This is a genomic window from Mycobacterium sp. OTB74 (assembly GCF_029892685.1).
GTDB lineage: Bacteria > Actinomycetota > Actinomycetes > Mycobacteriales > Mycobacteriaceae > Mycobacterium.
Map to the genome: position 1 here is coordinate 202,025 of NZ_JARXVD010000008.1, position 15,568 is coordinate 217,592.

Annotated in this window: 12 protein-coding genes; 1 reads left to right on the forward strand and 11 read right to left on the reverse strand. The window is 66.0% G+C overall.

Annotated elements, in window-relative coordinates:
• The 4 genes from rimM to M2432_RS13660 all read right to left on the reverse strand — a co-directional run bounded on the left by rimM (position 1) and on the right by M2432_RS13660 (position 1,885).
• Positions 1–531: a ribosome maturation factor RimM gene (rimM, locus tag M2432_RS13645; RefSeq protein ID WP_280827335.1), complete on the reverse strand. Its 531-nt coding sequence runs from the start codon at positions 529–531 to the stop codon at positions 1–3.
• 19 nt (positions 532–550) lie between these two features.
• A complete protein-coding gene (locus M2432_RS13650) occupies positions 551–793 on the reverse strand; it encodes an RNA-binding protein (protein ID WP_280827336.1) in 243 nt (80 codons plus the stop codon).
• The gene (gene rpsP, locus M2432_RS13655) at positions 790–1,266 is read right to left on the reverse strand and encodes a 30S ribosomal protein S16 (RefSeq protein ID WP_280827337.1); all 477 of its coding nucleotides are present in this window, start codon (positions 1,264–1,266) and stop codon (positions 790–792) included. The genes M2432_RS13650 and rpsP overlap by 4 nt, the downstream gene beginning before the upstream one ends.
• 181 nt (positions 1,267–1,447) lie before the next feature.
• Complete coding sequence (locus M2432_RS13660) at positions 1,448–1,885, reverse strand: nuclear transport factor 2 family protein (RefSeq protein WP_280827357.1); 438 nt, start codon at positions 1,883–1,885, stop codon at positions 1,448–1,450.
• 93 nt (positions 1,886–1,978) lie between these two features.
• Here M2432_RS13660 and M2432_RS13665 point away from each other — a divergent pair, with 93 nt between their 5' ends.
• Complete coding sequence (locus M2432_RS13665) at positions 1,979–2,833, forward strand: D-alanyl-D-alanine carboxypeptidase family protein (RefSeq protein WP_280827358.1); 855 nt, start codon at positions 1,979–1,981, stop codon at positions 2,831–2,833.
• A 15-nt stretch (positions 2,834–2,848) separates the two neighbouring features.
• Here the strand turns inward: M2432_RS13665 and M2432_RS13670 are convergent, their stop codons facing one another.
• The 7 genes from M2432_RS13670 to smc all read right to left on the reverse strand — a co-directional run bounded on the left by M2432_RS13670 (position 2,849) and on the right by smc (position 15,422).
• Positions 2,849–3,949 (reverse strand): amidohydrolase family protein, encoded by a 1,101-nt coding sequence (locus M2432_RS13670; RefSeq protein ID WP_280827338.1) that lies wholly within the window; start codon positions 3,947–3,949, stop codon positions 2,849–2,851.
• Between the two features lies 1 nt (position 3,950).
• The gene (gene ffh, locus M2432_RS13675) at positions 3,951–5,528 is read right to left on the reverse strand and encodes a signal recognition particle protein (RefSeq protein WP_280827339.1); all 1,578 of its coding nucleotides are present in this window, start codon (positions 5,526–5,528) and stop codon (positions 3,951–3,953) included.
• Between the two features lie 432 nt (positions 5,529–5,960).
• Positions 5,961–8,441, reverse strand: a complete 2,481-nt coding sequence (locus M2432_RS13680) for a [protein-PII] uridylyltransferase (RefSeq protein WP_280827340.1) — start codon at positions 8,439–8,441, stop codon at positions 5,961–5,963.
• A gap of 17 nt (positions 8,442–8,458) precedes the next feature.
• On the reverse strand, positions 8,459–8,797 hold the full coding sequence (locus M2432_RS13685) for a P-II family nitrogen regulator (RefSeq protein ID WP_280827341.1): 339 nt from the start codon (positions 8,795–8,797) through the stop codon (positions 8,459–8,461).
• A 60-nt stretch (positions 8,798–8,857) separates the two neighbouring features.
• Complete coding sequence (locus M2432_RS13690; protein ID WP_280827342.1) at positions 8,858–10,177, reverse strand: ammonium transporter; 1,320 nt, start codon at positions 10,175–10,177, stop codon at positions 8,858–8,860.
• A gap of 235 nt (positions 10,178–10,412) precedes the next feature.
• Entirely contained in the window at positions 10,413–11,765 is a 1,353-nt protein-coding gene (gene ftsY, locus M2432_RS13695; protein ID WP_280827343.1) for a signal recognition particle-docking protein FtsY, read from the reverse strand.
• Positions 11,766–11,834: 69 nt separating this feature from the next.
• Entirely contained in the window at positions 11,835–15,422 is a 3,588-nt protein-coding gene (gene smc, locus M2432_RS13700; protein WP_280827344.1) for a chromosome segregation protein SMC, read from the reverse strand.
• Between the last annotated feature and the right edge of the window lie 146 nt (positions 15,423–15,568).

The window sequence follows — 15,568 nt, forward strand, 5'->3', positions numbered from 1 at the left end:
TCAACCTAACTCAAGTAGACCGTCCGGCGGGTCGATCTCTACCAACGAGTCGGCAAGCGACACCGTCGGGACCATCTCGGTGACGAAGGGCACCAGCACCTCTTTGCCGGATTCTGTTCGCACCGAAAGCAATTCACCGCCCGGTGTGTGCAGCACCTCGGTCACCACACCAACCTCGACACCGTCGACGGTGCGCACCCGCAGCCCTTCCAGCTGGTGGTCGTAGAACTCATCGGGCTCATCGATCGGCGGCAGGTCGGCGGTGTCCACCAGGAACAGGGTGCCGCGCAGTCCGTCCGCCGCATTGCGATCAGACACCCCGGTAAGCCGCACCAGCAGCCGACCGCCATGCTCCCGCACGGACTCGACGACATAGGTCCGCTCTGCACGCTCAGCGCTACGAGCACCGGGCTTACTACGCAGCGATGACCCCGGCGAGAAACGCTCGCCGGGGTCATCGGTACGTACTTCGACAACAACCTCGCCACTGATGCCATGCGCCTTGACGACGCGGCCGACCACGAGGTCCATGTCTGCCTTCTCTAGCCGACTACTGGTCGGTGTCCACCACGTCGACGCGGATGCCCCGGCCGCCGATACCGGCCACCAAGGTGCGCAGCGCGGTGGCGGTGCGGCCGCCGCGCCCAATGACCTTGCCCAGGTCATCAGGGTGCACGTGCACCTCAACGGTGCGACCACGGCGGCTGGTCACCATGTCGACACGGACGTCATCGGGGTTATCGACGATCCCGCGGACCAGGTGCTCTACGGCGTCGACGACGACATTGCTCATTCGGCGGGCGCTTCAGCCTCGGTGGCCTCGGTGGCCTCAGCAGCCTCGGTCTCAGCGGCGGCCTCGGCCGGAGCTTCTTCCTTCTTGTCCTTGCGCTTCTTCAGCGTGACGGCCTCGCCGGCCGGAGCGGCGTCAGCGTTGGCCAGTGCAGCGTTGAACAAGTCCAGCTTGGACGGCTTCGGCTCGGCGACCTTCAGCGTGCCCTCGGCGCCCGGCAGGCCCTTGAACTTCTGCCAGTCACCGGTGATCTTCAGCAGGGCCTGCACCGGCTCGGTCGGCTGGGCGCCGACGCCCAGCCAGTACTGTGCGCGCTCCGAGTCGATCTCGATCAGGCTCGGCTCTTCCTTGGGGTGGTAGCGACCGATGACCTCGATGGCGCGGCCATCGCGACGGGTGCGCGCGTCAGCGACGATGACGCGGTACTGGGGGTTGCGGATCTTGCCAAGCCGGGTGAGCTTGATCTTGACAGCCATGAATCAACTTCTCCTGTGATTGCCACGCTGCAATTCAGCGACTCGGGCGGATTGCCCGGTCCGGTCTTGCCTCACGTGTGTGACTGCCGCGCGGCGCATCAAACGGGTCGCGGACAGACAGCCCACCATTCTGCCAGAGCAGGCAGGTCCGATGAAAATCGTGAATCCGCGGGTGACGGGCTCAGACCACCCGATCGAAGCACTTGCTCTCGACCCGTCGTGTCATCCGCCAGCCATCGGCGGTGCGGATGAACTCGTCTTCGTACCAGAGTCCACAGAACAGCACCTGCCGCGCTGCATCGGCGACGCCCTCGGCACCGGGCAGCACCATCGGGTTGAAACACAAGGTCCGCGACGTGGCGGCATCACCGGTGATCGTCACGTCGAAGTTGCCGAGCATGTGCGCGTACGACGGGAAGTTCGGCAGCACCTGCGCCAGCCAGGCCTTCACCTCCGGAAAATGGCCGTCGATACCACCCATCGCCCGGTAATCGATATAGGCGTCGGGGGTGAAAACCCGCTCCAGATCATCGAACTGGCGGGTGTCGATCGCAGTGGAGTACGCCACCAGCAGTTGTTGGATTTCCAGGCGATCAGAGATTTCTTCCAGGCTCAGCACACCCCGATTGAACACCACTCTTGCACCTGGGAGGCGTCGATCAGCAATGGCCAGTACGCTCGTGAACCCATGGGAAGGTTAGTAACGGCCGCCATGGCAGCGCTGACATTCGTATTCATGGCCGCACCGCCCACGGCTGGGGCGGATCCGCAGATTCAGCCGGTTGGCAGCGCTCCGCTCCCGGACGGCCCCGCCCCGGCATGGATCGTTGCCGACATGGATTCCGGCCAGGTGCTAGCCGGCCGCGATATGGACATGCGGCACCCACCCGCAAGCACCATCAAGACACTGCTCGCCCTGACGGCACTGGACGAGCTGCCGAACCTCGACGCGACGGTGACCGCCAACGAAGCTGACACCAAAGCCGAGTGCAACTGCGTGGGCATCGTCCCGGGCCATACCTACACCGCCCGCCAATTGCTCGACGCGGTGCTGCTGGTCTCCGGCAATGACGCGGCCAACACCCTCGCCGACATGATCGGCGGCTATGACACCGCGGTGGCCAAGATGAACGCGAAGGCCGCCTCGATCGGGGCCGTCGACACCCACGCCGCCACCCCGTCGGGCCTGGACGGCGCAGGCGGTTCAGGCTGGACCACGCCGCGTGACCTCGCGATCATCTTCCGGGCTGCCATGGGCAACCCCTACTTCGCCCAGATCACCGCGCAGCCCGCGGCGATGTTCCCGACCGCGACCGGCGACAAGCCGATCGTCAACGAAGACCAGCTGCTGCAGCGCTACCCCGGCACCATCGGCGGCAAGACCGGCTTCACCGACGCCGCGAGGAAGACCTTCGTCGCCGCGGCCGACCGCGGCGGACGTCGTCTGGTGATCGCCATGATGTACGGGCTGATCCACGAGGGCGGCCCGACGTACTGGGACCAGGCTTCGCAGTTGCTGGACTGGGGTTTCGCTCAGGACCGGTCGGTGACCGTCGGCTCGCTGTAGCCGCCGCCTGACGCGCTACCGCCAGATGCGGCCGCGCAGAATCACCAGCGCCGGGTGGTTGAGCACGCCAGGCTTTCTCGGGTCGTCGTCGTAGCAGGCCAGATCGGCCGAAGCACCGTGCTGTAAACCTGGACGCCCCAACCACTTTCGAGCATCCCAGCTGGCCGCGCCCAGGGCGTCGGTCGGACTTAGGCCCACTCGCCCGAGTGCGGTGACCTCGTCGGCGATCCGGCCGTGCGCGATCATGCCGCCGGCGTCGGTGCCGGCATAGATCGGCACCCCGGCCTCAACAGCGGCCCCGACCCGCTGGGCGCACGAGGCGTACAAGTCACGCATGTGCTTGGCGTACGTCGGATACTTGGTGGCCTTGTCGGCGATACCCGGGAAATTCTCGATGTTGATCAGCGTCGGAACCAGGGCGGTGCCGTGGGCCAGCATCAGCTCGATCATGTCTTCGGTGATGCCGGTGCCGTGCTCGATGCAGTCGATCCCGGCATTGATCAGCCCGGGCAGCGCCTCCTCACCGAACACGTGCGCGGTGACCCGGGCACCGTTGGCGTGGGCGGTGTCGATGGCTTCTTTGAGGACGTCATCGGACCACAGCGGAGCCAGGTCGCCGACGCCGCGATCGATCCAGTCACCAACCAGCTTCACCCAGCCGTCGCCGCGTCGGGCCTGCTCGGCGACGTAGTGCGGCAGCTGCGACTCGTCCTCGATATCGATGGGCAGTCCAGGCGTATAGCGCTTGGGCCGAGCCAGATGCCGCCCGGCGCGGATGATCCGCGGCAGGTCGTCGCGGTCGTCGAAGCTGCGGGTGTCCACCGGCGATCCGGCGTCACGAAGCAGCAGCGCACCCGCTTCCCGTTCGGTCTCGGCTTGGACGACGGCTTCATCGAGCTCGACGGCGCCACCGGGGCCCAGCCCCACGTGGCAGTGCGCGTCGACCAGCCCGGGGATGATCCAGCCGCCGTCAAAGACGGTGACTACTTCTTCCCCCGTCGCTGCGCTCGCCCCGGCATTGTCCAGCGGCTCTGCCGAGAGCACACCCTGATGTATCCACCACTGCACAGGTTCACCGTCGGGCAGTCCCCGACCGCGAATGTGCAGAGTGGTCACGCTACTTCTTCGGGAACTTCAGCTGCGACAGGTCGAAGTCGGCCAGACCGGGCGGCAATTCGTTGAGCCCCTGGGGCATGTTGGACAGGTCCGGGAAGCCACCGGGCAACGCGCTGGGATCCATGCCGAACGGGTTGCGTGCTGCCTTTGGCGGCGTCGGGCCGCGCCCGGTCTTCTTACCCTTGCCGGCCTGCTTGTTCTTGCCCTTGGCCGCCTTGCGAGTGTTCTTGCGGCCGAACGGCATTCCCATTTGTCCGGCCATCGCGGACATCATCTTGCGGGCCTCGAAGAAGCGGTCCACCAGCTGGTTCACGTCGGCAACGCTGACACCGGAGCCGTTGGCGATGCGCAGTCGGCGCGAGGCGTTGATGATCTTCGGATCGCTGCGCTCAGCCGGGGTCATGCCGCGGATGATGGCCTGAATGCGGTCCAGGTGGCTGTCGTCGACCGCGGCCAGGGCGTCCTTCATCTGGCCGGCGCCGGGCAGCATGCCCAGCAGATTGCCGATCGGACCCATCTTGCGGATCATCAGCATCTGCTCGAGGAAGTCCTCCAGCGTCAGCTCACCGGAGCCGATCTTGGCGGCGGCTTCCTCGGCCTTCTGCTGATCAAAGACCTGCTCGGCCTGCTCGATCAGGGTCAGCACGTCACCCATGCCCAGGATGCGCGAGGCCATCCGGTCCGGGTGGAAGACGTCGAAGTCTTCGAGCTTCTCGCCCGCAGATGCGAACAGGATCGGCACGCCGGTGACCTCACGGACCGACAGCGCGGCACCGCCGCGGGCGTCGCCATCGAGCTTGGTCAGCACCACACCGGTGAAGCCGACGCCCGCGCGGAACGCCTCGGCGGTGGTGACGGCGTCCTGACCGATCATGGCGTCCAGGACGAACAGGGTCTCGTCGGGCTTTACGGCGTCGCGGATCGCGGCGGCCTGGGCCATCAGCTCTTCGTCGATGCCGAGGCGGCCGGCGGTGTCGACGATCACGACGTCGAAGTGCTTGGCCTTGGCCTCGGCCAGACCAGCGGCGGCCACCGATACCGGGTCACCCGTGGTCATCTGGTCGATGGTGACGCCGTCGGGCGAGACGCCGGGATGCGGCGCGAAGACACTGACGCCGGCGCGTTCACCGACGATCTGCAGCTGGTTGACCGCACCTGGGCGCTGCAGGTCGCAGGCCACCAACAGCGGCGTATGTCCTTGTTCGGCAAGCCATTTCGACAGCTTGCCGGCCAGGGTCGTCTTACCCGAACCCTGCAGACCGGCCAGCATGATGACCGTCGGCGGGGTCTTGGCAAAGGCCAGTTGACGCGTCTCACCGCCGAGGATGCCGATCAGTTCCTCGTTGACAATCTTGACGACCTGCTGCGCCGGGTTCAGCGCGCCGGAAACCTCCGCGCCCTTGGCGCGCTGCTTGATCCGGCCGATGAATTCACGCGTGACCGGCAGCGATACGTCGGCCTCGAGCAGGGCCAGGCGGATCTCACGGGCGGTGGCATCGATATCCGCGTCGGTCAGTCGGCCTTTGCCGCGCAGACCCGACAGCGCACCGGTCAACCGGTCGGACAGGGATTCAAACACGTGGTTAGCCTAGCGGCCCGGCAAAAGTAGTGTGGTTGCGCGCCCGCGTCAGCTGAACATCCCGGTGACGTTGGTCTCGGTCGACTGCATGGTCCCCGAAGCGCCCTCGGCCGCGGCAACCAACCGGGCCGGCGTCTCGTTCACCCTATCGGCCTTGTCATGCAATTTCTGCTGTTCAGCCTGGTACGACGCGGAGCCTTCGCCACCCCAGACATCCGAGAGATCTGCAAGCTCGCGCGCTCTTCGTCAAAAGGGCTTTCACCCTGACCTGCTCGGCCTTGAGCTGCTAGACCGCGCTGTTGATATTCGGGAAATTCCATTTCTGATCCTGGCTGCTCGGTGCCGGCCCAGTCATCACATGCCCCCTGGAATCTCAGATGTTCATGGCTTGGGTCAAAGACGTGGCCCCCGAATTCTCGGGTCCGACCACACTCAACTGGTCGCCGACGTCGGCTTGGGTGGGGCCGGCAAGATCGCGTATAGGTCGCGCTCGAACTCCGTCAGGGACTCCGGCGTGCCGGTCGCTCCCTCCGGCACCACAAGGCCGAACGCATCGACCACAGTCGCGCCCAGCGTCGTCACCTTGGCCCAGGAGATGTTGAAGCCCGTGCGCTCGATCACCGCGGCCAGACGAGCAAGCAGTCCGGGTCGGTCGTCGCTGCGGATCTGCACCACCAGCTCGCCACCCGAGGAGCCGTCGAACCAGAGCACCCGCGGCGGTGCCACGGTCTGGTGACCAGGCACCGCGTCGGGGATGTCTCCGGCACGCCGGGAACTGGCGGGTGTTTCCTCATCGCGCTGCTCCAGCGAGCCGATCACGTCGAGATCGCCGTCAAGGGCCAGGAGGAACTGCTGCCGCAGCAGTTCGGCGGCAGGCGGTGACCCGAAATGCGGTGACACCACAAAGGTATTGATCGCCAATCCCTCATAGATGTTGACCGACGCCGAATACACCCGCAGCGAGTTGAGCGCCAACACCCCGGATGCCTTGGACAGCAACCCCACTCGATCGGGAGCAATGATGGTCACGTTGAAGATGTGCGGGCTGCTCCCCGGGTTGAGCTCGACGTGTACACCGGCTTCGGCGGCAAGCGAAAGATGGTGCGGGTCAATCGGATCGGGTTGTGGCAGCGGCTCGCCCGCCATCACCATTCGGCAGCGGCGAACCAGGTCGCCGATCAATGAGGCTTTCCAGTCGCCCCACACGCCGGGACCGGTAGCCAGCGAGTCCGCCTCGGCCAGCGCATGCAGCAGTTCCAGCAGCAGTGCGTCGCCGCCGAGGCAGTCGACGACGACCGCAATGGTCTTCGGATCCTGCAGGTCTCGACGGGTGGCGGTGTCGGGCAACAACAGGTGGTACCGGACCATCTTCGACAGGGTCTCGATGTCACCGGGCCACATTCCCAACCGGGTGCCGATCTGCTCGGCCAACTCGGCGCCGATCACGCTGTGGTCTCCACCGCGTCCCTTGCCAATGTCATGCAGCAGCGCCCCCAGCACCAAAAGGTCAGGCCTGGCCACTCGGGTGGTGAAAGCGCTTGCCCGGGAGACTGTTTCGATCATGTGGCGATCGACGGTCCAAATATGCACGACGTCGCGCGGAGGCAGGTCACGCACCGCACCCCATTCGGGGAACAATCTGCCCCACAGGCCCGTGCGGTCCAATGCCTCGACCGTGGCTACCGCACCCGGACCGGCCCCCAGCATCACCAGCAGGTCGTTGAGCGCTTCGGTCGGCCAGGGTGTCCGAAGCTCCGGCGCGGAGTCGCCGAGCCTCGCCAACGTCGAGGCAGCCATCGGCAAGCCGGTGGTGGCCGACGCCGAGGCCACCCGCAGGATCAGGCCCGGGTCACGCTGTGGCTTGGCATCCCTGGCCAGGATGACCTCGCCGCCGTATTCCAGCACCCCCTCGTCGAGTGGGCGGCGCACCGGGCGGCGCAACGCGGCAAACCCCCTGCGCGGCAATGCATTGCCCGCGGTTCGGATACCGGCGTCGACGTAGTAGCTGATAGTCCGAGCCGAATCACTGATCGTCCTGGCCAGGTCGAAGCGGTCCCCTATACCCAGCGCGGAACCGACCTCGTCGGCGTACTGCGCCAGCAGCATCTCGCGTCCCTTGTGCGAGATGCGGTGTAGTTCAGTGCGAACGTTGAGCAGCGCAAGGTGCGCCTCGCCGAGAGTTCCGGTCGGTGAGGCCAGCGAACGACTCGGGTAGACATCAGCCAGCTGAGCGATGGAAAGCGCGTTGAGCAATTGCACATCGCGCAGTCCGCCGCGACCGTTCTTCAAATCCGGTTCCGCGCGATGTGCGATCTGTCCCGAACGCTGCCAACGCAATTCGGCATGCTCGATGAGTTCGGTGAAGCGCGGGGCGATCCCGGTGCGCCACTGCCGCCTGGCCCCGCCGATCAACAACGACGACAGGTCGGAATCGCCGGCGATGTGCCGGGCGTCGAGCATCGCCAGGCCCACCGACACGTCGGCGGCGGCGGTCTTGAGTGCCTCCGGCACGGTTCGGACGCTGTGGTCGATGTGAATGTTCGCGTCCCACAGCGGATACCACAACGACTCGGCAACTTCGGTAACCGTCTCCTTGGGCAGGTCGTCATGCAGGATCATCAGATCCAGATCGGAGTACGGCAGCATTTCGCGCCGCCCCAGACCGCCGGTGGCAATGATGGCGAACCCACTGGTCCCGGTGATGCCGATCTCCGTTGCCTTTGTGGCAAGCCAGAATTCGTACAGATCAACCAACGCTTCCCGCAACGCCGCCGAATCCAGTCTGTGGGCGCCACCGTCGAGCAGTTGGTCTGCCGCGGTGGCCAGATCTGTTGCCGGACGAGGTGATCCCGCCACCGGAGCCTTCGGGGGCTCCGACGCGCCGGTGGCGGGATCTGGTGTCTGCATAGTCATTGCCGATTCAACGCCGGTCAGATGGCGTCGCTGCCCCGCTCACCGGTGCGGACCCGGACAACGGTGTCAACCGGGGTGACCCATACCTTGCCGTCACCGATCTTGCCGGTCCGTGCTGCCTGCACGATGACATCCACGACCTTGTCCACCGACGAGTCGTCGACAACGACCTCCACTCGAACCTTCGGCACGAAGTCCACGGAGTACTCGGCGCCACGGTAAACCTCGGTGTGGCCCTTCTGCCGTCCGTAACCCTGGACCTCACTGACGGTCATCCCGAGAATGCCCATCTGTTCCAGGCCTGTCTTGACGTCTTCAAGCGTGAACGGCTTGACGATCGCCGTGATCAACTTCATATGGTCGATTCCTTCCAAATACCCGCGATACCCGTGGATGTCACCGTAAACCCTGCCTGATCACGCGAATTCATATGCGGTCTCCGCGTGTTCAGCCTCGTCGATGCCGGTGGCCTCGTCCTCGCGGTCGAGCCGCAGGCCGACGGTGTACTTGACGATCAAGGCCAAGATAGCCGTCCCGATCGCGGAGTACGCGAGCACCGCGAAAGCGCCGACGGCCTGACGCCACAACTGGTCGAAACCGCCCCCGTAAAACAAGCCGACAACACCGGCCGGAGCCTCCTTGGCGGCCACCAGCCCGACCATCAGTGTGCCGAACAGACCACCGATCATGTGCACACCGACGACGTCGAGCGCGTCGTCGAAGCCCAACTTGAACTTCAGGCCGACCGCAAGGGCACAGACAATGCCGGCGCCCACACCGATCGCCAGCGCGCCGAGGACGTTGACCGAGGAGCAGGACGGGGTGATGGCGACCAGGCCGGCCACGATGCCCGACGCCGCACCCAGGGAGGTGGCGTGTCCATCGCGAATCCGCTCAGTGAGCAGCCAGCCGAGCATCGCACTGCCGGTTGCGACCGTGGTGGTGATGAAGGTCGACGCTGCGGCCCCGTCCGCGCTGAGGGCGGAACCGGCGTTGAAGCCGTACCAACCGAACCACAGCAGGCCGGCGCCCAGCATGACGAACGGCAGGTTGTGGGGCCGGATCATGGCACCCGGCCAACCCGTGCGCTTGCCCAGGATGATCGCCAACACCAGACCCGCAGTACCGGAGTTGATGTGCACCGCGGTGCCACCGGCGAAGTCAATTGCCTTGAGGTTGTTGGCGATCCAGCCACCGTGCTGACCGGTCACGCCGTCGAAGGCGAATACCCAGTGCGCCACCGGGAAGTAGACGAAGGTGGCCCACAGGCCCGCGAACAGCAGCCAGCCACCGAACTTGAGACGGTCTGCGACGGCGCCGGAGACCAGCGCCACGGTGATGATCGCGAACATCAGCTGGAAGGCTACGAACACCAGCTGCGGGATGGTCCCGGCCAGCGGGATCTTCACTGCCGCGGTCGCTCCTGCGGCCAGGTGCGGGACCAGCGAGTTGCCGCCGATGAGCCCTTTGAGACCCCAGTACTGGGTCGGATCACCGAACAGATGGAACTTGTCATTGCCGAAGGCCAGCGAGTAGCCGTACAGCACCCACAACACGGTGACGACACCCATGGCGCTGATGCTCATCATGATCATGTTGAGCACGCCCTTGGCGCGAACCATGCCGCCGTAGAAGAACGCCAGACCCGGCGTCATCAACAACACGAGAGCCGAACTTGCCAGCATCCATGCCGTATCACCGGTGTCCGGTGTGCCCAATATCGGGAATCCATCCACTGGCTGCTTCCTCCTTCACCCATGTCACGGTCAGGCACCGTTGACCTAGGCCAGAACTTTGCGCAGTGGTTGTTTCACCTACGACGCACGGGTGTTTCGCCCGTGTGAACGGATCGGGGTATTCGGTTTCGCGACGGTAAATGCGTGCGAATCTGCGGCTGCAGCGCCGCCCAGCAGACACCTGTGTCCCCAACACGCCCAGGATTGCAAAGTATTTGCGACTGGTCGCAGAAACTCAGCCCAGTAGAGCGTCGACGAACGCGGCCGGCTCGAATGGGGCCAGATCGTCCGGCCCCTCACCCAGCCCGACGAGTTTGACCGGCACCCCGAGCTCCTGCTGCACACGGAAAACGATGCCGCCCTTGGCCGTTCCGTCGAGTTTGGTCAGCACCACGCCGGTGATGTCGACAACCTCGGCGAACACCCGGGCCTGCGGCAGGCTGTTCTGACCGATGGTGGCGTCCAGTACCAGCAGCACTTCGTCGACCTTTGCACGCTTCTCGACCACGCGCTTGACCTTGCCCAACTCGTCCATCAGACCGGTCTTGGTGTGCAACCGGCCCGCGGTGTCGACCACCACGACATCGGCGCCCGCATCGACGCCCTTGTCCACCGCGTCGAACGCCACCGACGCGGGGTCGGCGGCTTCGGGGCCGCGCACGACGTCGGCGCCGACTCGGGCACCCCAGCTCTGCAACTGGTCGGCGGCTGCGGCTCGGAACGTGTCGGCCGCGCCGAGAACGACCCGGCGGCCGTCGGCGATCAGGACCCGGGCCAGCTTTCCGACCGTGGTCGTCTTACCGGCGCCGTTGACCCCGACAACCAGCAGCACAGACGGCTTGTCGGCATGCGGTAGCGCCTTGATCGAGCGATCCAGATCGGGCCGCAGTTCCTTGATCAGCACCTCGCGCAGCACCGCGCGGGCGTCGGCCTCGGTACGCACGCTGGCCTCGCCCATCCGGGTGCGCAGCGCACTGACCACCGATTCGGTGGCGGTGGGGCCGAGGTCGGCGATCAGCAGGGTGTCCTCGATCTCCTCCCAGGAGTCCTCGTCCAGGTCGCCACCGCCGAGCAGGCCCAGCATGCTGCGGCCGAGCGCGGTCTGAGACTTGGCCAGGCGGCCACGCAGCCGTTCCAGCCGGCCTGCGGTCGGGGCGATCTCTTCTCGGGGCTCGGGTTCGGGCTCCGGCTCCGGTTCCGCCTCGGGCGCGGGCTGGAGTTCCAGCTCTGGCTGGGGTTCCGGCTCGGCCTCGGGCTCAGGTGCTGCAACTTCCGGCTCGGGGACCACCACGGGTTCGGGCTCTGGTTCGGGCAGTTGAACGTCGGAAATCGTTCGTTTCGGGGCATCCCTGGGGATTTCCGCATCGTCGCCGACTGTCGGTAGACGTTCGGCGGTATCGGAGCTGCTGAAGGTGATGCCGGACGACGCGGTATAGCCACCAGAACGGTCGATCTGTTGCTTTCCTGGCGCCTTTTCGGGCGCGGACAGCGAGATGCGGCTCCGGCGGTAACGGACGAGTCCGACAGCCAGAGCGACGACAACAAGAACAGCAACGACCGCGAGCGCGATCCAGAGACCTTCCGACACGGTGCCATTCTGTCAGCACCGTTGAGGCGACATCGTGTCAGCGGTGGCGACCGCAGCGCGAGGCCTTGGCTACGACCCGGTGGACGCCAGCTCCTGACCGCGCATGCGCTGAGAGATCACCTGGGTGATGCCGTCGCCCTGCATGGTGACGCCGTACAACGCGTCGGCGACTTCCATGGTCGGCTTCTGGTGGGTGACGACGATCAACTGTGACTTTTCCCGCAGTTGCTCGAACAGGCTGATCAGCCGGCGCAGGTTCACGTCGTCCAGCGCGGCCTCGACCTCGTCCATGACGTAGAACGGCGACGGACGGGCCCGGAAGATGGCAACCAGCATGGCGACAGCGGTCAGCGACTTCTCGCCGCCGGACAGCAGCGACAGCCGCTTGACCTTCTTGCCCGGCGGCCGGGCCTCCACCTCGATACCGGTGGTCAGCATGTCGCCCGGGTTGGTCAGCAAAAGCCGCCCCTCGCCGCCCGGGAACAGCGTGGCGAACACCTGGGTGAATTCGCGTTCGACGTCCTCGTAGGCCTCGGCGAACACCTGCAGGATCCGGTCGTCGACGTCGGCTATGACATCCATCAGGTCCTTACGGGCGGCCTTGACGTCCTCAAGCTGCGTAGACAGGAAGTTGTAGCGCTCCTCCAGAGCGGCGAACTCCTCCAGTGCCAGTGGGTTGACCCGGCCGAGTTCAGTCAGCTCCTTTTCCGCCTTTTTGGCCCGGCGTTCCTGGGTCGGCCGGTCGAATGGCATCGGCGCGGGTGCGGTGACCTGCTCGCCGCGCTCCTTGGCCTGCTCGTACTCGGCGATCTCCAATTCGGTTGGCGGCAAAGGAACTTCAGGTCCGTACTCGGCAACCAGGTCGGCCACCGCCATACCGAACTGCTCCAGGACCTGTTGTTCGAGTTGTTCGATGCGCAGTGCCGCTTGGGCTTTGGCGACCTCGTCACGGTGCAGCGCCTCGGTCAGCGCGCCCGCCCGGGCGCTCAGTTCGGCCACCTCGGTTCGCGCACGCGTCAGCCCTTCCGAGCGCTGCGCCCGTTCGGTGGCCAGTGCATCGCGGCTTCGTGCCGCCACAGCGACTGTGGCAGTGAGCTTTTCGAGAACCAGCCGACCCGAATCGGCCACCGCCGCGGCCACCTTGGCCGCGTGCTCGCGCGCCTCACGGGCACGCGCCGCACGGAGCCGGGCTTCGCGCTCGATCGCTGCCGCGCGGCGCAGCGAATCCGCGCGCCCGCGAACGGCATTCGCGCGCTCCTCGGCGGTGCGCACCGCCAGCCTGGCCTCGACCTCGACGGCGCGGGCTTCCTCGGCCGCCGCCGAGGTCTCATGCCGGTCCACTGGTTCGACGTCGAACATGGGCTCTTGCTGCGCGTTGTGGAAGCGATCTTCCAATTCGGCCAATTCAGCCAGGGTCCGGGTCCTGCTGGCTTCCAGTTCGTCGCGCTGGCGAATCAGCCGTTGCCATTCACTGTCGGCCATCCGGGAGTCCTGGCCCAGCCGGCCGAGCTGCTCGTACACCGATGAAATGGCGGCGTCGGACTCGTTCAGGGCGGCCAGCGCCTGTTCAGCAGCGTCCTTGCGGTCCGCCTGCTCATCGAGCGCACCGGACAGCGCCGCACCCAATTCGTGGGTCTGCCGTTCCACTTCCGCCAACGCAGCACGCGCCTTGTCGATTTCGGAGGTGATCTCCAAAGCGCTTGGCCTGCGGTCAGATCCGCCGCTCACCCAGCCCGCGCCGACCAGATCTCCGTCCGCTGTGACCGCCCGGAGCTCGGGCCGGGTGGCCACCAAGTCCAGCGCAGCGGGCAGATCACCGACGACGGCGACCCGGCCCAGCATTGCGGTGATGGCGTTTTTCAACCGAGCCGGTACCTCGACCAGCTCCAGTGCCCATCGCGCACCGGACGGCAAATCCGTACGCGGCGACGCGGTTTCGCCGGGCCAGTCGCCCAGCACGATGGCCGCCCGCCCACCGTCGCCGCGCTTGAGGGCATCCACCGCGGCACGCGCTGAGTCGAAGCTGTCGGCAGCCAGCGCATCCGCGGCCCCGCCGAGGACCGCGGCGATCGCGACCTCATGACCGGTCCGTACCCGCAGTAGCTCGGCCACCGAGCCGAAAAGCCCTGAGCCGTCATGGTTTTGCTGCAGCCATGCCGAGCCGTCCTTGAGATCCAGACTCACTGACAGTGCGTCGATGCGGGCGTGCAGCGAGGCCACCTGTTTCTCGGCGGCACGCTCGGCGGCCTGCAATTCAGCGACTCGCTCATCAGCCACCCGCAACGCGCCGATGGTGCGGTCATGGTGCTCGTCCAGGCTCACTTCGCCGGCATCGAGTTCGCTCACCCGGCCCTGCACGGTCTCGAATTCAGCTTGCGACTGCTGCACCCGGGCAGCGGCCTCCTCGATACTGCCGGTCAGCCGCGCCACACCTTCATCGGTGGACTCGATGCGAGTGCGCATGGTGTCCACCTGACCGGACAGCCGGGCCAGGCCTTCGCGGCGGTCGGCCTCGGCGCGCGCGGCGGCGATCTGTGCTCGTTCGGCGTCGGCGGCTGCCCGTTCGCATTCGGCCAGGGCCGCCCGCGCGGCTTCCAGCCGACTCCGCGATTCGGCAAGCTCAGCGAGCAACTGTTCCTCGTGCTCAGCGACTGCCTCGGCCTCGGCCTCGAGCTCCTCGGGATCGCGGCCGGTGGAAACTTCCGGTTCGGTATCCAACAGCTGGGTGCGCTCTGCGGCGATCCGAACAGTGGCACTGACCCGTTCGGCCAGGGCGGACAACCGAAACCAGGTCTGCTGGGCGGCCTCGGCGCGGCCGGCCAGGCCGGATACCGCAGCTTCGTGTCCGGCCAGCTCAGCGCTGGCGGCCTCCAGTCGGGTGCTGACCTCGTCGTACTCGCGGCGCAGCACGATCTCGGTGGAGTTGGTGTCGTCGAACTCGGCTTGGCGGGTGACCAGGTCGTCGGCGGCCAACCGTAGCCGCGCGTCACGAAGGTCGGCCTGAATGGTCTGGGCGCGACGGGCCATCTCGGCCTGGCGACCCAGCGGCTTGAGCTGACGACGCAGCTCGGTGGTCAGGTCCGTCAGGCGGGCCAGGTTGGCCTGCATCGCATCGAGCTTGCGGACCGCTTTTTCCTTGCGCTTTCGGTGCTTGAGCACCCCAGCGGCTTCCTCGATGAAGGCCCGGCGGTCCTCGGGACGCGATTCGAGGATTTCCGAGAGCTTGCCCTGGCCGACGATGACATGCATCTCACGGCCGATGCCGGAGTCACTCAGCAATTCCTGCACATCCATCAAACGGCAACTGCTGCCGTTGATTTCGTACTCGCTGGCCCCGTCGCGGAACACCCGGCGGGTGATCGACACCTCGGAGTATTCGATCGGTAGCGCGTTGTCGGAGTTGTCGATGGTCAAGGTGACCTCGGCGCGACCAAGCGGCGCTCGGGACGAGGTGCCGGCGAAGATGACGTCTTCCATCTTGCCGCCGCGCAGCGTCTTGGCGCCCTGTTCACCCATCACCCAAGTCAGTGCGTCGACGACATTTGATTTGCCCGAACCATTCGGACCCACCACACAGGTGATGCCCGGTTCGAAACGAAGAGTCGTCGGCGAAGCGAAGGACTTGAAGCCCTTCAGCGTCAGACTCTTCAGATGCATGGGGTCAAACCCTACCGCCGAAGAAGGCCAATTTCGTGCAGCCTAGGGCCTCTAGCTGTACTCGGCGGTCAGGTTGGTGACAGTCGGCTGATCGGAGGTTGGTCTCCGATGGCTGAGTGGCGGCGTTGATTGTTGTAGTACTCGAG